Source organism: Dermatophilus sp. B7861-1 (genome assembly GCF_058996045.1).
This window is the reverse complement of record NZ_CM180082.1, coordinates 1,205,660-1,225,386: the sequence shown is the minus strand read 5'-3', so window position 1 is coordinate 1,225,386 and position 19,727 is coordinate 1,205,660. Positions and strand designations below refer to the sequence as shown.

General features: G+C 60.1%; 19 protein-coding genes. 7 read left to right on the top strand and 12 right to left on the bottom strand.

Annotation, left to right across the window (positions count from 1 at the left end; genetic code table 11):
* Window positions 1–142 precede the first annotated feature (142 nt).
* On the top strand, window positions 143–499 hold the full coding sequence (locus AC2T9U_RS05475; protein WP_028326251.1) for an RNA polymerase-binding protein RbpA: 357 nt from the start codon (window positions 143–145) through the stop codon (window positions 497–499).
* Between the two features lie 86 nt (window positions 500–585).
* Here AC2T9U_RS05475 and AC2T9U_RS05470 read toward each other — a convergent pair whose 3' ends face one another.
* Entirely contained in the window at window positions 586–1,395 is an 810-nt protein-coding gene (locus tag AC2T9U_RS05470; RefSeq protein WP_493696933.1) for a polyprenol monophosphomannose synthase, read from the bottom strand.
* Window positions 1,395–3,005, bottom strand: a complete 1,611-nt coding sequence (lnt, locus tag AC2T9U_RS05465; RefSeq protein WP_493696862.1) for an apolipoprotein N-acyltransferase — start codon at window positions 3,003–3,005, stop codon at window positions 1,395–1,397. The genes AC2T9U_RS05470 and lnt overlap by 1 nt, the downstream gene beginning before the upstream one ends.
* Before the next feature lie 366 nt (window positions 3,006–3,371).
* On the opposite strand from lnt, the gene AC2T9U_RS05460 reads away from it, so the two are divergent.
* The gene (locus AC2T9U_RS05460) at window positions 3,372–4,355 is read left to right on the top strand and encodes a 5'-3' exonuclease (protein WP_493696861.1); all 984 of its coding nucleotides are present in this window, start codon (window positions 3,372–3,374) and stop codon (window positions 4,353–4,355) included.
* 10 nt (window positions 4,356–4,365) lie between these two features.
* Here AC2T9U_RS05460 and AC2T9U_RS05455 read toward each other — a convergent pair whose 3' ends face one another.
* The 10 genes from AC2T9U_RS05455 to dop all read right to left on the bottom strand — a co-directional run bounded on the left by AC2T9U_RS05455 (window position 4,366) and on the right by dop (window position 15,457).
* Window positions 4,366–7,215, bottom strand: a complete 2,850-nt coding sequence (locus AC2T9U_RS05455; protein ID WP_493696860.1) for a DEAD/DEAH box helicase — start codon at window positions 7,213–7,215, stop codon at window positions 4,366–4,368.
* A 52-nt stretch (window positions 7,216–7,267) separates the two neighbouring features.
* Complete coding sequence (tatC, locus tag AC2T9U_RS05450; RefSeq protein WP_258553138.1) at window positions 7,268–8,140, bottom strand: twin-arginine translocase subunit TatC; 873 nt, start codon at window positions 8,138–8,140, stop codon at window positions 7,268–7,270.
* Window positions 8,137–8,502, bottom strand: a complete 366-nt coding sequence (tatA, locus tag AC2T9U_RS05445; RefSeq protein ID WP_258553139.1) for a Sec-independent protein translocase subunit TatA — start codon at window positions 8,500–8,502, stop codon at window positions 8,137–8,139. The genes tatC and tatA overlap by 4 nt, the downstream gene beginning before the upstream one ends.
* 123 nt (window positions 8,503–8,625) lie before the next feature.
* Window positions 8,626–9,618, bottom strand: a complete 993-nt coding sequence (locus AC2T9U_RS05440; protein WP_115030383.1) for a helix-turn-helix transcriptional regulator — start codon at window positions 9,616–9,618, stop codon at window positions 8,626–8,628.
* On the bottom strand, window positions 9,615–10,667 hold the full coding sequence (locus tag AC2T9U_RS05435) for a helix-turn-helix transcriptional regulator (protein WP_493696859.1): 1,053 nt from the start codon (window positions 10,665–10,667) through the stop codon (window positions 9,615–9,617). The genes AC2T9U_RS05440 and AC2T9U_RS05435 overlap by 4 nt, the downstream gene beginning before the upstream one ends.
* Before the next feature lie 29 nt (window positions 10,668–10,696).
* Window positions 10,697–12,091, bottom strand: a complete 1,395-nt coding sequence (gene pafA / locus AC2T9U_RS05430; RefSeq protein ID WP_493696858.1) for a Pup--protein ligase — start codon at window positions 12,089–12,091, stop codon at window positions 10,697–10,699.
* The gene (gene prcA / locus AC2T9U_RS05425; protein ID WP_493696857.1) at window positions 12,088–12,816 is read right to left on the bottom strand and encodes a proteasome subunit alpha; all 729 of its coding nucleotides are present in this window, start codon (window positions 12,814–12,816) and stop codon (window positions 12,088–12,090) included. Before prcA ends, pafA begins: the two co-directional genes overlap by 4 nt.
* On the bottom strand, window positions 12,813–13,646 hold the full coding sequence (gene prcB / locus AC2T9U_RS05420; RefSeq protein WP_115030391.1) for a proteasome subunit beta: 834 nt from the start codon (window positions 13,644–13,646) through the stop codon (window positions 12,813–12,815). Before prcB ends, prcA begins: the two co-directional genes overlap by 4 nt.
* The gene (locus AC2T9U_RS05415; RefSeq protein ID WP_493696856.1) at window positions 13,643–13,831 is read right to left on the bottom strand and encodes a ubiquitin-like protein Pup; all 189 of its coding nucleotides are present in this window, start codon (window positions 13,829–13,831) and stop codon (window positions 13,643–13,645) included. Before AC2T9U_RS05415 ends, prcB begins: the two co-directional genes overlap by 4 nt.
* Window positions 13,832–13,864: 33 nt before the next feature.
* Window positions 13,865–15,457 (bottom strand): depupylase/deamidase Dop, encoded by a 1,593-nt coding sequence (dop, locus tag AC2T9U_RS05410; RefSeq protein WP_493696855.1) that lies wholly within the window; start codon window positions 15,455–15,457, stop codon window positions 13,865–13,867.
* A gap of 151 nt (window positions 15,458–15,608) precedes the next feature.
* Here dop and AC2T9U_RS05405 point away from each other — a divergent pair, with 151 nt between their 5' ends.
* From AC2T9U_RS05405 to AC2T9U_RS05385, 5 genes are all read left to right on the top strand, one after another.
* Entirely contained in the window at window positions 15,609–16,607 is a 999-nt protein-coding gene (locus tag AC2T9U_RS05405; protein ID WP_208303476.1) for a ribose-phosphate diphosphokinase, read from the top strand.
* Window positions 16,608–17,003, top strand: a complete 396-nt coding sequence (locus tag AC2T9U_RS05400) for a DUF3054 domain-containing protein (RefSeq protein ID WP_208303477.1) — start codon at window positions 16,608–16,610, stop codon at window positions 17,001–17,003.
* Between the two features lie 110 nt (window positions 17,004–17,113).
* Window positions 17,114–18,505 carry an IS1380 family transposase gene (locus tag AC2T9U_RS05395; protein WP_493696492.1) on the top strand — a complete coding sequence of 464 codons (1,392 nt, stop codon included), beginning with the start codon at window positions 17,114–17,116 and terminating at the stop codon, window positions 18,503–18,505.
* Between the two features lie 208 nt (window positions 18,506–18,713).
* A complete protein-coding gene (locus AC2T9U_RS05390; RefSeq protein ID WP_493696854.1) occupies window positions 18,714–19,439 on the top strand; it encodes a replication initiation protein in 726 nt (241 codons plus the stop codon).
* Window positions 19,432–19,713, top strand: a complete 282-nt coding sequence (locus AC2T9U_RS05385; RefSeq protein WP_493696853.1) for a hypothetical protein — start codon at window positions 19,432–19,434, stop codon at window positions 19,711–19,713. Before AC2T9U_RS05390 ends, AC2T9U_RS05385 begins: the two co-directional genes overlap by 8 nt.
* The last annotated feature ends 14 nt before the right edge of the window (window positions 19,714–19,727 follow it).

Here is a 19,727-nt window from a genome sequence, read left to right as displayed (position 1 = left end):
CATCCAGTCACACGGGAATGCATCACCCACGCGCATAGTTGAGAGACAATGACACGTCGCGCCCATAACGGCACGACCGACACGGCACCGGCTCAACAACAGCCAGCAAGCCACTTACCGCTCATCGTCCAGGAGGCCATACATGGCAGAACGTTCGCTTCGAGGAACCAACCTCAGTGCCCTGAGCATGGAAACCGATGAGAACGTCGTCCTCAGTGAGCGCCGCATCTCCAAGTACGAGTGCCCCAACGGGCACATCAGTGAGCTGCCCTTCTCCATCGAGGCCGACATTCCCCCGATCTGGGAGTGCCGCTGCGGCCAAGAAGCCAAACTGGCCGACGGCCCCGACCCCGAACACAAACCGGGCAAACACGTCCGCACCCACTGGGACATGCTTCTCGAACGTCGCAGCGAAGAAGAACTCGCCGAAGTACTCATCGAACGCGTCAACGTCGTCCGAGCCCGCCGCGGCGAAGAACCACTGACCTCACTGAGGTAAAACTCTCCACACATGCGTGAGGCGAGGCCCCCACGCCGGTCCTACCGGCAACCAGGGAGCCTCGCCTCACGCATGCTCACACGTAGTTACGAACGCGAACGCTTCACCGCACCCACCAACCGTGAAGCAAGCCCCGCGACCTGGCCACACCGATACTTAGCCCCCCACACCGTCACATTCCGCAACGCCTCCACGATGATGTCCGAGCTCATCTTGGAAGTGCCCTCCTCACGCTCAACAAACGCGATCGGCACCTCAACAATCTTCAACCGCTTCTTCACAGCACGCCACGTCAAATCGATCTGGAAACAGTAGCCATGCGACTGCACGCCATCGAGCCCCATCGTCTCCAACGCACTCACCCGATATACCCGGAATCCAGCCGTAGCATCATGCACCGGCATCCCCAACAGCACCCGCGTATACGTGTTCGCTCCCACCGACAAAACCTTGCGATGCAGCGGCCAATTCACCACCGAACCACCAGGAATCCACCGCGACCCAATCGAGACATCCGCGCCATCAATCGCCGCAACAACAGCCGGCAAATCAGCAACCCGATGCGAACCATCCGCATCCATCTCAACCACAGCGTCATAGCCTCGCTCGGCAGCCCAAGCAAAACCATCCAGATAGGCCTTCCCTAGCCCCTCTTTACCCGCACGATGCCGCACAAACACGTGCTCATCCTCAGCCGCCAATGCATCAGCGATCTGCCCCGTACCATCCGGAGAGGCATCATCGAGCACCAACACGTCCGCAGCAGGCAGCGCCTCACGCACCCCCCGCACCGCACGCTCCACGTTCTCCTTCTCGTTGTACGTCGGGATGAGAACAACCGGCCGCTGAACCGGCTCATACGTCTGACGGGACTGGGGCTCGGAGAAGTGATCGATCACCCGGCGAGTCTAGCCGGGCCACCCCGACGAGCGCGGACAGCCTGAACAAACAGAAGAAGCATCGTAATGACGCTGGTCACGACCCCCGGCCACACCGACAGATAAGCCGCAGGTGTGAGATTTTCGCGCAACGGCAACCGGCCAGCAACCACAGCCTGCGTGTACAAATCCGTGCGCTGATGCGCCGCCCCATCAGGGGTGATCAACGCACTGACACCCACCGTCGAGACATGCACAACAGAACGACCAAACTCCACCGCCCGGATACGCGAAATCGCAAGCTGCTGCACCGACTCGTCAGTGAACCCAAACGTCGCATTATTCGTCGGCACCGCAAGCAGATTCGCCCCAGCCTGCACCCCCGAACTCACCGCCGTATCAATCGCCACCTCAAAACAAATAGGCGTGGCCACCCGCACCTGCCCATCCCGCAGAGAAAACACCACATCCCGCGCACCCTTAACGAAATCCCACGGAAGCAACTGGTCAACCAACGGGGTGACGTGACGCAACACCGACCGGAACGGAATGTACTCAGCAAACGGAACCGGATGCCTCTTGTCATAGCGATCCACAATCCCGCGACCGGGCAGAAACAGCAGCATCGCATTCGTCACCTGCGGCGCAGGCTCAGCCAAAACAGCCCCCACGAACAACGGCGCTCCCACCGCTTGCACTGCCGACTTAATCACCGCACCAGCATCTGAATTACGTATCGGATCAATATCCGAGGAGTTCTCCGGCCACACCACAAGATCCGGGCGCGGCATTTTACCCAGCGTGATCTTACGCGCAGCCTCCTTCGTGGCATCAGCATGGTTATCAGTCACCGCGCGCCGCTCAGCATTGAAATCCAACCCTGCCCTAGGCACATTCCCCTGCACCCCAAGAACCTGCACCGACCCCGTATCATCGCCCAGCTGCCGCGGAAGCACCGCAGCGCCACCAACCACCAGCAACGCAACTACCGCCGCAGCACAAGCAGACCACAGGCTCTTACGCCCTTGCGGTGAACGCCAGGCACGCAGCAGCCCCCGCGCCCCACACGCCAGCAACGCCCCCACCAACGCCACCAAAAACGTCAGCCCGGTTGCCCCTACATACGGAACAGCCGACAACATCGGTGAATCCGCCTGCGAAAACGCCAACCTCCCCCACGCAAACCCGCCAAAGGGAGTCACCGAACGCAACCATTCCGTCCCCGTCCACACCACCGCAGCTGACACAGCCACCGGCAATCGCCACCCCGGCACCGGGCGCTGCACAGCAGCCAACGCCACCCCCGCCAACGCCATATACAGCGACTCCAGCGTCAACAACGCGAAAATTGGCAGCGACCAACCCAAAAACACCGCCGTCCACTGCAACAGCGGCGCAAAGAAACACACACCACACACAAACCCCAACACCGCGCCACTACGTAGACCAACCCCACCGGTAGCCACCACAAACAACGCCACACCCAACGGCGCCGCCCACCACAGGTCATACGAAGGAAAAGCCAGATAAAGAACCCCACCAGCCAGCGCGGCAATCACACACCGCACCCACCACACCCCAGACTTCCCCCAGTCCCCCACAACAAACCGCGACACCACAGTCGGCATCCCAGCCCCCTCACTTCGTGACACGGCACGAACGGAAGCCACATCAGCAGAAACCGAACAGTGCCTTGCAGGGACGGGACCCGTCACCTTTGGGGCCGCCTCGCAATACGAGGACGTTTTCTACTCGGTGAACGGGTCCCGTCATCGCCGACCGAACTACCGACCGATAGCAGTCGATGCAACGATCGACCGGGTCGGCGCCCTGAAGACGAATTCCAAACTACCGAAAACGTCAGGTCGGTCAACTCAAGCAACGCTACCCTTGACCAGCACCAACACCGTAAACGCGCAGGTCAGAAAACTATTCACCGCGTGTTTCGCGGATACCGAAAAGATCTACTAAAACACCCCCACACACCCACATACATGCAGGCAAGAAGGCTACCCACCCAACACGCCAGTATCGTCACCCCTGTGACTGGTGTTCTTCTTCTCGATGCCTCCTCCCTCTACTTCCGTGCTTTCTACGGCGTCCCAGAACGCCCCAGCAACCCCCAAACACCACCCACCAACGCCATTCGTGGCTTCCTCGACATGATCTCCTCACTCATCACCCACTACACCCCTGAGGGGCTTGTCGTGTGCTGGGACGAAGACTGGCGCCCCGCCTTCCGCGTCAACGCCCTCCCCAGCTACAAAGCCCAACGCGTACGCATCACCACCGAAGGTATCCACGAAGAAGACACCCCCCACGACCTCACCATCCAAGTCCCCATCATCATCCAGGCACTACGCGCCCTAGGAATACCCCGCATCGGCGCCAGCGGATACGAAGCAGACGACGTCATCGCTACCCTCGCCCACCGCTGGGCAACCACCCCACAACACCCCATCCACGTCGTCACCGGCGACCGGGACCTATTCCAACTCGTCGACGACACAAAAGGAATCGACGTCCTCTACACCGCCAGAACCGGCGTACGCGCACCCGAACTCGTCAACGAAACCTACCTACACACCACCTACGGAATACGCGGCGGCCGCGGCTACCTCGACTTCGCCACCCTACGCGGAGACCCCAGCGACGGCCTGCCCGGCGTACGCGGCATCGGAGAAAAAACCGCCCGCACCCTCCTCGAAAAACACGGCAGCCTCGCTGCACTGCGCGCCGCCGCCACCGACCCCAACTCCGAACTGACTGCAACACAACGTACACGCATCACCAACGCCTCGGACTACCTCGACGCCGCCGCCACCGTCGTAGCAACCGCCACCGACGCACCCATCGGCGACGTCAACCCAGCACTACCACGCCATATCGCCGACCTACGCCTGTTATCTGACCTCGCCGCGCGCTACCGCCTCGCCAATACCTTTGACCGCCTCCTAGCCGCATGCGCCATCGCATAACCCATCCACATCACCCCATCCGATCCGCAGCCACCACACCACGCATCACCGCATCCACTGCACTACGGGCCGTACGACTCAACTGCGTAGTAGGAGCAACCGCCATGATCTGATCCAACAAATCCACAACCTGCTTACACCGGCGCACAAAATCACCCGCCGCCAAATCCGTCTCAGCCAAAACCGACTCAAGCGAACGTCCTTTGGCCCACGCATACACCAAATGCGCAATCCCAGGGTCCGGGTACGCCGTCACCGACACACCCCCATCAGACTCAGCATCCTCAAGCCCACTCCACACCTGAACCATCTCGTCATGGGCACGCATCAACGCCGCCCCGCCACCACGCGGTGAGGGCTCCCGCTCCTCCTTACGCGGCTCATTCACCAAACACGACACCGCAGCAGCCAACTGCGGAGCATCCAACTCATCCCACACCCCAGCTCGCAAACACTCTGCAGTAAGCAAATCCCGCTCTGTATAGATACGACTCAGCAGTCCCCCTCGCTCAGTGACCGACTCACCCCCTTGCGCCAAATACCCGAAACGCTCCAACACCATGCACGTACGATCAAACACCCGCGCCACCGAATTCGTACGACTCTCCACCCGACGCCGCAACGCCTGCGTCTCACGCTCCAACCTCCACCACCGCTCCGCCCACCGAGCATGCTGCTCACGATCAGCGCACCCATGACACGGATGCGAACGGATCTTCTTACGCAACTCAGCAACCCGACCCTCAATAGCCTCGTCTTTTCCACCCTTAGTCGACTTACGAGACGCAAAATCCGGCGGCACATCCGGCACCCGCTCCCGCATCAAAGCCGCCACATCCTTACGCACCTTCGGATTGCGGTAGTTCACCTTGCGAGGCAACCGCACATGCCCAACCGGCACCAACGGCTCATCCATCTGCGCAGGATCCACCGTGAACAAACGCCCCTCCTGCGTACACACAACCACCTCACGAGCATGCCCAACCGGCACCACCACACCCCGCTGCTGACGCCTACCCACACGCACAAAAACAACATCCCCCCACCGCAAATCTTCCAACGAAGCCCGCGCAATAGAACGCTGCCGAGCCGAACGCGCCTTAACCGCGTCCTTCTCCAAACGCCCCAACTCATGACGCAACGCCGAATACTCACGGAAATCACCCATATGGCACGTCATCGCATCGCCATACCCAGCCAACGCTTCCTCATGCTCAGTCAGCTGCTTAGCCATCCCCACCACCGACCGATCAGCCTGGAACTGAGCGAACGATGTCTCCAAAATCTCTCGCGCCCGACCCCGACCGAACGTGCCAACCAAGTTCACCGCCATGTTGTACGTCGGGCGGAAACTACTACGCAACGGATACGTCCGCGTCGAAGCCAACCCACCCACCGCCAACGGATCCACCCGCGGGTTCCACAGCACCACCGCGTGACCCTCAATATCGATCCCACGCCTACCGGCTCGACCAGTCAACTGCGTGTACTCAGCCGGAGTGATGTCAGCGTGCGTCTCCCCATTAAACTTCACCAACTTTTCCAACACCACCGTACGTGCAGGCATATTCACCCCCAACGCCAACGTCTCAGTGGCAAACACCGCCCGCACATACCCGGCAAGAAACAACTCCTCCACAATCTCCCGGAACGCCGGCAACATCCCCGCGTGATGCGCCGCGAACCCCCTCGAAGCAGCCTCAACAAACTCCCAATAGTGCAAAACCGATAAATCCTCAGCCGCCAAGCCAGCCACCCGCGACTCAACAATCCGGCGGATCTCCTCGGCCTCAGCAGTGCTAGTCAGCCTCGTCCCATGGCTCAACAGCTGCGTCACTGCCGCATCACACCCCACACGACTAAAAATGAACGTAATCGCAGGCAACAGCCCCGCCCGGTCAAGACGGTCAATGACCTGGGCCCGGTTTGGCACCCCCGCCGGGCCACGACCACCACCCAGCCCTTGAGCACCACCGGCATGCCAACGATCCGCACCCCGGCCACGCACCTGCCGTCCACGGCGCCCCCGCGGCGCACCCCGATCTTCCAACCGACCACGCCGATCCGTATTCGAACGCGAACTACGAATCGCCTCAATCAAATCCGGATTAACAAGCGCACTTTCCTGGCGTGCCGCACCAGGACGAGCCGCGCCACGGGTATCAGCACGATCAGGCTCAGCATCAACAAACAAGTCATAAATCGTTGTCCCCACCATCATGTGCTGCCACAACGGAACCGGGCGATGCTCCTCCACCACCACCTCGGTGTCACCCCGCACCGCCCCCAACCAATCTCCAAACTCCTCAGCATTACTGACCGTCGCAGACAACGCCGCCACCTGAACATCACCAGGAAGGTGAATAATCACCTCTTCCCACACCGCACCACGCGCACGATCTGCCAAGTAATGGACCTCATCCATCACCACAAACGCCAAACCACGCAACGTATCGGACCCCGCATACATCATGTTGCGCAGCACCTCCGTGGTCATCACCACCACCGGCGCCTCACCGTTGATCGAGGAATCCCCCGTCAACAACCCCACTTTCTCAGCGCCATACCGCGCCACCAGATCGTGATACTTCTGGTTCGACAACGCCTTAATCGGCGTGGTGTAAAAAGCTTTCTGCCCCCTCGCCAACGCCAAATGCACCGCAAACTCACCCACGATCGTCTTACCCGCGCCCGTGGGAGCAGCCACCAACACACCCCTGCCATCTTCCAACGCAGCACACGCCCGCTCTTGAAAATCATCAAGCGGAAAATCAAGCAGGTCACAAAACTCCACCAGCCGACGATGGCGGGCAACACCTTTAGCTCGCGACCGGGCATAACGCTCTGCAGGAGACGACATGTGGCCCAGGCTACGTCAGAGAACCCCTGACGACCCCAGGCCACCGCACTAGTTACAACGGGCTGGCCTGATCATCACTGAGATTCGACCACTCAGGACGTTTACGCGCTTTACTTCGCTCCAACAGTGAAGCCACGGCCCACGCTGCGAAATACAAGACAGTCATCGGGATGGCCAAACCAAACATCGTCCACGGATCCGGCGTGGGGGTGATAAACGCAGCAAACACAAACAACCCCACCACCGCGAAACGCCACCCGCGCAACATCGCCGCAGCGGGGAAAACCCCAATCATGTTCAACCCCACCAAGAACACCGGCAGCAAAAACGCACACCCAAACGCCACAATGAACCTGGTCACGAACGTCAAATACTCATCCGCGGGCACAATATTGACACCCTGCGACGGCGTGAAACCAATCAAAATGACAATTGCCTTCGGCAACGTCACATACGCCAACCAACAACCCGACACAAACAACGGGATCGCCGTCAGCATGAACGCCAACGCCGTCCACTTCTCCCTACGACGCAGCCCCGGCACGATAAACGCCCACACCTGATAAATCCACACCGGGCTGGACAAAATAAGCGCCACAAACAGCGCCACCTGAATCTGCACCGCCAGCGGCGAGGTCAGCGTCGCATAGTTCACATCTCCCCGCCGCATACGCAGCGGCGAAGTCAAATCGTTCAAGATTGGCTCGTACCACATCCACCCAGGCACAGCAGCCACAACCAACGCCAGCAGCGCAACCAAAAAACGGTTTTTCAACTCCCGCAGGTGCTCCGCGAGAGGCATACGCCCCTCCGGATCCCTACGACGATGCTTCAACCGCGGACGACGAACCTGCCTGTGCACCGAACTTCCGGCAACACCGGGACCGTCAACATCGGTCACCTCATGCCCCCCAGAGGCACTCACGCGCGGTACTGCGCGTTACCCGAACCATCATTAAAAGGACGTTTCTCCTGCACCGCAGACGGAGTTTCCTGCCCAGCCTGCGCCGAAGGACGCTGCTCCGGCTCACGCGGCGCCGCCTGCTGAGGCTGCTGAGGCGCAGTAGTCGAAGGAGAAGCAACATCACCATGCACCGTGTCCTGCGAAGCAGCACTACGGTGATCACGCTTCAACTCATCAACCTCAGACTTAAAAATCCTCATCGAACGCCCCAAACTACGCGCAGCATCAGGCAACTTCTTCCACCCGAACAACACAACGATGACCACAATGATCACCAGCGCTTCAGGACCACCAAGCCAACTCGGCATGACCAGGCCTTTCATCAGAAAACATTCATTGTCAACCCCGACATCACACACCTACCGGAGCCCTGGCCAGTCTAAGCGCGCAAACTCACCTGCGCCTGCGAGGCAACCTGCACATCCCTTCAGGTTCCATACCCAAACTCACTCGTAATAATCCAACGCACGCTGCACACCACGCGAGACCTCAACCGCTACATGCGCCGGCTCAACCACCCGCACCGACCCACCAGACCTCCACACCAAACGCCTCACCCACGAGGGATCCTTCACCAACAAACGCACCAACTGATCCGGCTCATCAGCCCCACTAGCAGACCCCTGCACGTCCTCCACCGACACCACCGGGTAATACTCACCAATCCACCGCGACTGCGGCCCCACCCGAAGAACCACCTCAATAGAAGCATCCAGCGGCCCCTGCGCAGGCGCCGCAACATCCTCAAACGCCCCCCGCGGAGGCACACTCTCCACCTCCAACACCTCCAACGACACAATCCGATCCAACCGGAACGTACGCACCCCCTGCGCCCGATGGCACCAACCCCGCAAATACCAATGCGCCCCCGAATGCTCTAACCGCACCGGATCAACATCCCGATCCGTCACCTCATCCCGCGCAACATTCAAATAGCGCAACTGCACCCGCCGGTTATCACGCAACGCCTGCCGCACCTGACCAACCCACCGCGCAGCGTCCTCATCAACAAGATCCACCCCCATGCGCCGCGCCAACTCCACTGCATCATCTCCACCAACATGCCCTGTAGCCTCCACCAACTTCTCCAACGCCGAAGCAACCACCGCCGGATCAGCAAGACCAGGAACCGACCCCAACGCCTCCAACCCCACGATCAACGACAACGCCTCATCAGGAGCCAACCGCAACGGCCGCGAAATCTCATCCGCATTACGAATAAACACCTCCCCGGACTCCCAATCCGCCTCAATCAACACATCAGGAGTAATCCCAGGCGTACCGCACAAAAAAATCACCGCCAAATCCTTCTCCACCTGCGCAGCAGTGACCCCAAACACCTTCGCCACCTCCTCCACCGACTCCCCCGGATGCTCCAACACCCACGGCACCATCGTGAGAAGACGCTCCAAACGCCGCTTCGCCGGTTCCATACTCATCGCTGCCCCTCCTCAAACCCAGCCGCCGCAACACCCTTCAACAAACCCACCACCCGCACCCGCAACTCCTGCGGAGCAACCACCACCACATCAGGCCCATACGACGCCAACTCCCCCGCCATACGGTCCAGATCATCAAAATCCACCACCAACGAATCAAAGCCTGGCATCGAAAAATCAACAACCGACACATGCTCAGCAGCATCACCGCCAACCTGTTCCGCTGCCCGCAACCGCAACGCCGCACCCGCACGCCGCGCCACCAACAACTCAGCGCGACCCCCCGCTCCCGGATCCACACTGCGACGAATCATCCTCATCGGATCATGCCCTGCAGGAATCTCGTACGCACCCGCCCGCCCCACCGGCTTAACCTCCGAAACAATCCGATCAAGCCGGAACAACCGCTCCGCCCCCCGAACCACATCAAACCCCGTCACATACCAACGCCCATGCCACGCCTGCAACCGCCACGGCTGCACCTGCCGCGATGAAACCTCACCACCAGAACGCCGATAATCAAACTTCACCGCACGCCGCGACATCACCGCACGCCGCAACACCTCAAAAGAAGGCACCGACGTCGAAACCATGAACTGATCAACCTCATCAACCACCCCATCAGCCACACCTGTCAGCAACGCCGACTCCCCCGACTCAGCACCAGCCGCCGACAACTTACGAATCGCCGACGCAGCAGTAGGCGCCAACGAACTCGACGACCAAATCCGAGCAGCCAACCGCAACGCCTCCACCTCACCAGCGCTGAACCGAATCGGCGGCAAAGCATACGCACGACGATCAATCCGATAACCGACCTCGTCATCAAAAAACGGATCCACCGGCTGCGTCAAAAGCGGAATCCCCAACTCACGCAACTCATCCTTATCGCGCTCAAACATGCGATCAAAGAGCTCATCACTGAACTGCTCATACTGCCGCACCTGCCGCCGCAACGTCTCCTTAGGTAGCGGACGACGCGTAGCCAAAAGCGCGAGAACAAGATTGAGCAGACGCTCAATCTTGGCGTCACCGTTCGAAGATCCCATGCGGCGAAATCTAGTCCACCCAACCCCACTCACCGCAGCGAAACCACACCGCCATCCCCACGCATGCTGACAAGCAACTGCTCAACCCGCTCATCATGCGTAGCAAACGGATCCAACAACTCCACCTCCCGATCCACCCCACCACCAACCTGCACCCGCGCCCAATCCACCGAACACGGCAAACCAGCCTGCCTCGCCGCCACCACAACAGCCCCACGCAACACCGCCCGCGTCCTGGGCGGAACCGTCATCGCCTCCCGCGCCCGCGCATCAGAAATAAACACATCCACCTCACCAGCACGCTCCAACGCAGCAAAAAGTCCCTGCCCCGGACGCACATCATGAAACAGCAAATCCAAAGCAGCCACCCGCGCATCCTGCAAATCCGTGCCATGACGCTCCATAAACCGATCAAGAACACGCCTCTTGACCGCCCAATCAACCTGCCGCGACAACACCGCCCAATCCTGCGACTCCACCGCCGTAAGCACCCCATCCCACAACTGCAACACCCGCTCATCAGCAGGCCCCAGCACACCCACCCGATCCACGTAATCGACCACCGCCGCATAAAACGCGCGCTGCACCTCAACCGCACGCACCCGCTTGCCATCAGCAAGAGAAACCACCGACCACGGATCCCTACTGATCGCACGAATAGCACGCGCATTCGACATCAAACCCACAACCGGCGCAGACGCACCACTTTCCAACACCCGCAACACCAGCTCCGTGGTCCCCACCTTCAACAACGTGCTGGTCTGCGTCATCGTCGAATCACCCACAATGATGTGCAAACGGCGGTACATATCCGCATCAGCATGAGGCTCATCGCGGGCATTAATCATCGGACGCGAACGCGTAGTGGCATGCGAAACCCCCTCCCACACCACCTCCGCACGCTGCGAAATATCAAACCGAACCGGCTCATCCACACCCCGCTGCGGACGAACAACCCGCCCAGCGCCACAAAAAATTTGCCGCGTCACCAAAAACGGAGCAAGCAACTCCGATAAAGCCTCAACACCCCCACCACGACGCACTAAATAATTCTCATGACAGCCATACGAATTACCAACAGAATCAAGATTGTTCTTCAACACCCTGAACGTGCCCTCGATACCGTCCTGGGCCAACCTACGAACAGCACCACCAGCCAGCTCATCCATGATGAGCTCACCAGCACGATCATGAGCAACAAGATCAAACACATCCGTGCACTCAGCAGTGGCGTACTCAGGATGATTCCCCACATCCAGATACAACCGAGCACCACTATCGGTAAAAACATTAGACGTGCGATGACGGCCAATAATGTCCCGAAACATCGCCCGCGCAGCCTCATCCCCCGACAGGCGCCTCCTACCCTCATACGTGAAGGAGACGCCGTACTCGGTTTCCACCCCCATGACGCGAGAAGTCACGCCTGACCTTCCAGCACGCCCCCACTCTCACCAGCACCATCACACGAACGCAACCACTCCTGCACCCGCGCCATCGGAACCCGACGGAAAGAACGACGCGCACAACCCCGCTCCAAAACAGCAACCTCCAACTGGCTACTGCGCTCAGCGGCATCCCCACGAGGCAACAGCGCAGCAGCCGCCTGCCCCACTGCGTGCGCGCAGCTCATTCCCACATCCCAAGAGTGGCGCAAAGTCGCACTCAACGCCTCTCCATCACCACCCATCGCAACAAAACCTTCCTCGTCTCCGACGCTGCCATCAAAACGCAACCGGAACAACGAATCCTCAGCCGCAGTGGCACCAACCTCAGCCACAACAAGCTCAACCTCATACGGCTTAGGACCAGCCGTGAACGCCACTCCCAACGACTGCGAATACGCATTAGCCAAAGCCCTAGCCGTGACATCCTCACGCGCATAGGCATAACCACGCCCATCGGCATAACGAATCCCCGCCACCCGCAAGCTCTCAAACTCGTGATACTTACCAACCGCGGCGAAAGCGATCCGATCATAAATTTCGGAAATCTTATGCAACGAAGTCGACGGGTTCTCAGCAACAAGAACCACCCCATCAGCACAGCTACCCACCACAACCGACCTGCCACGCGCTATACCTTTACGCGCGAACTCAACCCGATCCTTAACAAGCTGCTCTGGTGAAACATAAAACGACGTACTCATGCCCGGCCCTCCTGCCGCTGGCGACGCGCAGCCAATAACTCAGTCACGATGCCCTCCAACTTCTGTGGGCTCACCTCTTCAGCCCCATCAGGAGTAACCACCGCACACGTAGGCCAAATACCTCGAGCAAGATCAGGGCCACCAGTTGCACTGTCATCATCAGCGGCATCCACAAGCGCTTCAATAAGCACACGCACAGCCTCATCAGCGCCAAGCCCAGGCCGCCACGTTTTCTTCAACGAGCCACGCGCAAACATCGCACCGGACCCAATCGAATGAAAATCGTGCTCCTCATAACACCCACCCGTGACGTCATAAGTGAAAATCCGCCCCGGCGAAGCAGAACGCGCCACACGCCGATCACCAGCCGGATGCGAAGCAACGAACAACGGCAACACCGGCAACCCACGCATCGCCATCGTCATCTGGGCACGCAACATCGTTGCCAACCGGTTGGCTTTGCCATCAACCGACAAGGGCACACCCTCAATCTTGGCGAAATGCTCAAGTTCCACACCAAAAAGTTTGACCAGTTCAACCGCTAAGCCAGCGGTACCAGCAATCCCCACCGCCGAATGCTCATCCGTAACAAACACCTTCGTGATGTCATGGCTAGCGATAAGACTGCCCGCTGTCGCCCGACGATCACCAGCAATCACCACACCCTGACCAAACGTAGCCGCAGCAATAGTGGTCCCATGCGGAGCAGAGGCATGCCACCCCGATTCCCCCACACCCTGCACAGCACAATCACCATGCCCCGGCAACAAATACGGCGCCGAATCAGCGAGATACTGACTAAAGGACGAATCCTGCAGTGGCCCGATCACTGTCCACCCTTCTGTACAAAGTTCGCAACAAACTCTTCAGCATGAGTCTCCAGAACAGCATCGATATCATCCAAAACCGCATCAAGATCAGCATGCACACCAGCAGCCCGACCAGACTCCGCTACCTGCTCAACACACACATCATCTTCTTCATAACTATCAGAAACACGTTTTTGCCCCGCCATCACAACCTCCTACATCTAAGTTCAAATCTGTTTTCAATCTAACCGGCCATCCACCAGAAAATCGCACCCGCTCACCGCCCCAAACGCCGCTCCCACATACGAAAACAGATCACCCCGACACTGCCCAACCGGATCATCACCAACCTGATCACGCGCACCCAAAGCAGGATCAACACACCACAACCGCGACACACCAGCATCCTCAAGCACGAGAGTTTCCCACGACGCGGCAACCACATTCACACCCCCATCAACGCAACGCCCCCGCAACCACGCCCGCGTATACGCCGGCGGCAACCACATAGCCGCCGCGACCTCATCCTCCGAAACAAGCCGACGCAGCCGCCCCGCCCGTTCAAGCACACGCGCCACCCCCACACCAGGGCGAGTATCAGCCCACTGAATATCCACCGCACGCAACTTCGGACTATCCCACGAACCCCCCTCACGCGCCCGATAACGCTCCACCACTGCCCACTTAGCAGCCCAATCAAGCAAATGCGACACCGCCTCCGGCCCATCCGCCAACCGCGTCAACACCTCATCCCACCAATACAAAACCTCATACGTATCCGGGTCACTCTCAGCAGTCACACCAGCATGCTCAGCCGCCGCCTGCCAATAAACACGCAACATCTCCACAGCACTGATACGCCTACCATCAACAAGACGAAGACGATGCCGACCCCGCACATCACGAGAAACAGCAATAAGCTCAGCCAGCGGATCAGCCAACTCAAACCGAGGGCACACACCACCCTCGATCAGACCAAGCACCAACGACGTTGACCCCACCTTCAGCAACGCCGAAATATCCGCCAAATTCGCGTCACCGATAATCACATGAAGCCGCCGAAAACGCCCCGGATCAGCATGCGGCTCATCACGAGTATTAATAATGGGACGACGAAAAGTCGTCTCCAACCCAACAAGGGCCTCCATAAAATCGCTACGCGCCCCAATCTGAAAACCACCCACCTGAGAACGCTGCCCGAGACCAACCCGCCCCGCCCCGGCAAGCACCTGACGAACAACAAAAAACGGAATCAACAACTCAGCAATCCGCTCAAACGCAACTCCACGGTCAACGAGATAATTCTCGTGACTGCCGTACGAAGCGCCCTTACCATCCGTGTTGTTCTTGTACAGCACAAGGCGCTCGCCACCGTTGCCAGCTGCCGCGATATCACTACCGGTAAGCATCGCCGCCGCATCCGTAAACGCAATCTCCCCCGCGCGATCCCACATCACTGCTTGCCGCGGAGTAACACACTCAGGACCGCTGTACTCCGGATGAGCATGATCAACGTAAACACGTGCACCATTAGGGGCAGCAAGGCTCGCCAAACGAAGATCCTCACCCACCTCATCAGTACGCATCGCCCCCTCGGCACAGCTGCGATCAAGAGTCCACCCGCGCGCATCCACCAACGGACTTTCACCCGCATAATCCCACCGTGCAACCCGATGCCCCCTCGCCGCAGCCAACACACCATACGCATGCACAAGAAGCCCCGAGGCGGTCATCGGATTAGCGTGAGGATCACCCGCGACGGTAATACCGAACTCAGTCTCGAGCCCCACAACTCGATGGACACCAGTACAACCACGGGTGACAGAAACCATGCAACGACTCTACGCATCACCAACAACGGGTTCACAAGAGCACCTAGGCTACTGAGGTGTGCATCCCCGCACACCACTAGTGACATAGCCTGACGATGGTGCTGCCCTAAGCAACACCAGGTAAAAGACCCAAAACCTGTGAGGATCAGCTGTGCGCGACGTGATCGTGTTCTCTGGCAGTGCCCATCGTGGGCTCGCCGAGAACATCTGCCGACACCTGGGTGTCCCCCTGTCCCCCACCGAGATTCAACGCTTCAGCAACGACTGTTTACAGGCCCAGTTGCTCGCAAACTGCCGCCAACGAGACGTATACATCGTCCAACCACTCGTGCCCCCCACACAGGATCACCTCATGGAACTACTCATGATGATCAACGCGGCACGAGGGGCATCCGCCGCACAAATCACTGCAGTAATCCCCCACTACTCCTACGCCCGCTCCGACAAAAAAGACGCCTCACGCATCTCCCTGGGCGGACGCCTGGTCGCCGACCTCATCCACACCGCCGGAGCAGACCGCGTACTCACCATGGAGCTGCACGCCCCCCAGGTACATGGATTCTTCTCCGTACCTGTCGACCACCTCTCAGCAATCGGTGTACTTGCCGACCACTTCCGCGGACGAGACCTCAACAACTCCGTCATCGTCTCTCCCGACCTCGGCAACGCCAAAACCGCTTCCCTCTTCGCCCGCCTGCTATCCCTACCCGTCGCCGCAGGCAGCAAAATCCGACACGGCGACGACAACATCGAAATCGAATCAATCGTCGGCGACGTAACCGGTAAACGCGCCATCATCCTCGACGACGAAATCGCCACCGGCGGATCAATGATCGGCCTGCTCGACCGTCTCGCCGAAGCTGGCTGCCCCGGCGCATCCGTCGTATGCACCCACGGCCTGTTCGCAGGCAAAGCAGTCGAAAAACTCACACAACACCCTCTCGTCGACGAAGTCGTCACAACAGACACCGTCCCCTCCCCCACCGGATGGGACAAACTCACCGTCGTATCGATCGCTTCACTCTTCGCCGAAGCCATCGCTCGCATCCACCAAGGCGAATCAGTCAGCCGCCTCTTCGATGGAATCGACCCACGCCACGCCTCACCACAACTTGGCTTCGACCTCGATTTCGGCACCCAGGAGTCCTAAATGAACACCACATCCCCTCTGCCCCACTCAACGCGTCTAGTCCGCCTCCCCGCAGCAGCTATCGCCGCGATCGACGTTGTCTGCATTGTCGCTTTCGCAGCAATAGGACGTGGCAACCATGGAGAATCACTCGGACTAGCTGCGATCCTCGGCGTCGCAGCCCCCTTCCTTATCGGTCTAGCCGCAGCCTGGGCAGTTACCTACGCCTCAAAACACGCCGCACCCCGCACTATTCGCCAAGGCGTACTCGTATGGATCGTCACTCTCGCTGGCGGAATGTCTGTGCGATCCATGAGCGGCGGAGGCACCGCTGTTGCCTTCGTAATTGTTTCCGCAATCTTTTTGTCTTTGACACTCATCGGGTGGCGAACCGTAGCAGCACGACGCTCCGCCTAACCCGGAGATTTCACGGTGTGAGTAGCCCCTGAATGCGAGAAGTGCCATTGAACTGCAAGGATGTCGCTTGCGACGGCAAACATCAGCAGGGATCGAAGGGCACTTCTCAGGTGAGTAAGCGTAGCGGGCTGTACCCGCATGTCCGCCTCGACGCGGCGCGGGTTCCTGCGGTCGCGCAGGCGGGTGGGGTGTTGTTGACGCGCACGGCCCGCGTCAGCGGGCTGGACGCGGCTCTGAGTGAAGCCTTGGCGCCGTGGCGTAAGCCGCTCGCCAGGCACGATCCCGCGAAGGTGATTTTGGATCTGACTGTCGCTCTTGCGTTGGGTGGGGATGACTGCTCGGATGCGAACCTGCTGCGCGCTGAACCAGGCTTGTATGGGGCCGTGGCATCCGACGCGACGATCTCGCGCACCATCACTACCCTGGCCGCTGACGTGGGCAAGGTCGAGAAAGCGATCGCCGCCGCGCGGGCCACGGCCCGGGCCAGCGCGTGGAAGCACGCCGCCAACCACGCCCCCGACCACGCGATCAGCACCGACAATCCGCTGGTCATCGACCTGGACGCGACCCTGATCACGGCTCATTCCGACAAGGAGAAGGCCGCACCGACGTTCAAGCGGGGTTACGGGTTCCACCCGTTGTGCGCGTTCCTGGACCACGGCGCCGAGGGCACCGGTGAACCGTTGGCGATGCTGCTACGCCCCGGGAACGCCGGGTCGAACACTGCCGCCGACCACGAGTACGTGATCAAGGAGGCGTTGAAGAACGTCCCCGGCATCAACCCCGCCCGGCCGGGCAAGAAGGTGCTCATCCGCACCGACGGCGCGGGCGGCACCCGGGACCTGCTGTGGTTCCTGCACCGTCGCGGACTGTCGTACTCGATCGGGTGGACGTTACCCGCGAACACTCCTGACCTGTACAAACTCATCCCTCAGCAGCTGTGGCAACCCGCTTACAACGCTGACGGCGCCGTCCGTGAGGGCGCTGACGTGGCCGAGTTCACCGGGGTCCTGCCGTTGAAGGGGTACCCGCCGGGGATGCGGGTGATCGTGCGCAGGGAGCGGCCCCACCCCGGCGCGCAACTGCGTTTCGACGACGTCGGCGGCTACCGGCTGACCGCGTTCGTCACCAACACCACCCGCGGGCAACTGGCTGACCTCGAGCTTCGTCACCGCCGCCGCGCCCGCTGCGAGGACCGCATCCGCATCACCAAAGACACCGGACTGAACGCCTTCCCGCTGCACAGGTTCGATCAGAACCGCCTATGGCTGTTGATCGTGCAACTCACGGGCGACCTCCTCGCCTGGATGGGCCTGCTCGCATTCACCAGCCACGATGCCCGCCGGTGGGAACCCAAGACCCTGCGCGTGCGCCTCTTTACCACCGCCGCGACACTCGCGCGCACCGCCCGCCGCAAGACACTGCACGTGAAGAACACCGGCCCCTGGGCGAACCTGATCGTCACCGGCTGGGGCGCTCTGGCTGCCTTGTCGCCGCCCTGACCAGCACCGACGCCCATCCCGACGACCCCAGCACAACCACCTCGTGAGTGGAACACGACGCCCGCCGGAGCCGAGATCCGAAGGGCAGTCGTACCCCGATGCCAGAATTCACCCCGCAGAAGCGGCAACGGCGCCGACTACACCGACGCCGCCACCCGATGAAACATCGAGGCTAATGCAGCGCTACGTCGAGGCCAACCCTCAGGCCGTGAGCAATTTGCTCATCGTCGACGTGGATCACCCCGACGCCGCACTGCGCGCACTGTGTAACCGCCCGTTGCCGAATTTGATCGTCGAGAACCGCAAAAACGGTCATGCGCACGCAATTTGGGCACTGACCGAGCCGGTCACCCGCACCGAATACGCACGCCGAAAACCGCTGGCCTATGCCGCCTCGATCACCGAGGGACTACGCCGGATGCTCGATGGAGACGCCGCCTACTCCGGCCTCATCACCAAAAACCCCACACACGACGCCTGGGACGCGATGCAGCTCACCGACCGGACCTACAGTCTGGACCAGCTACGCGACGGAATGGGCGAACACATGCCCTCCCCACGGTGGCGAGAAACCAAGAGCCGCAAAGAAAATCCGGTTGGCCTGGGCCGAAACTGCTCTTTGTTCGAGACGGCGCGCACCTGGGCATATCGAGAGGTTCGCCACCACTGGGGCGACTCTGCGGGCCTCAACGTCGCTATCGAATCACGCGCCCATGAGCTGAACTGCGTTTTTTCCGACCCACTGCCCTCCTCCGAGGTCCGCGCAATCGCCGCCAGCATCCACAAATGGATCACCACACGCTCCCGGATCTGGGCCGACGGTCAAATCGTCTATGAAGCGAACTTTTCAAACATCCAGGCGGCACGTGGCCGCAAGTCGAGACCAGGACGGCGAGAGACAGCAGCCGCTCGATGGAGGGACAGCAATGAGTAGCGTTTTGGGGCGATCCCCCCCCCGCAATGGCAAAACTGCTCGCGAGGCCGCCGAGCGAGTGGGGATGTCCGTCCGAACTGCCCAGCGTTGGACTAGCGAACCTCAAGAGGTCTACCTTTCACGGGCACAACAACGCCGCGAACAAATCCGTGCACTACATGCTGCTGAACCCAACTTGCCCATGCGAGCAATCGCCGAACGTCTGGGGTGCTCAGCCGCGACTGTCTGCCGCGCTCTCTCTGACGAAGAAACCGAGAGCTCAAAGGCCAGCTAGCTAAAGCAGTCGAC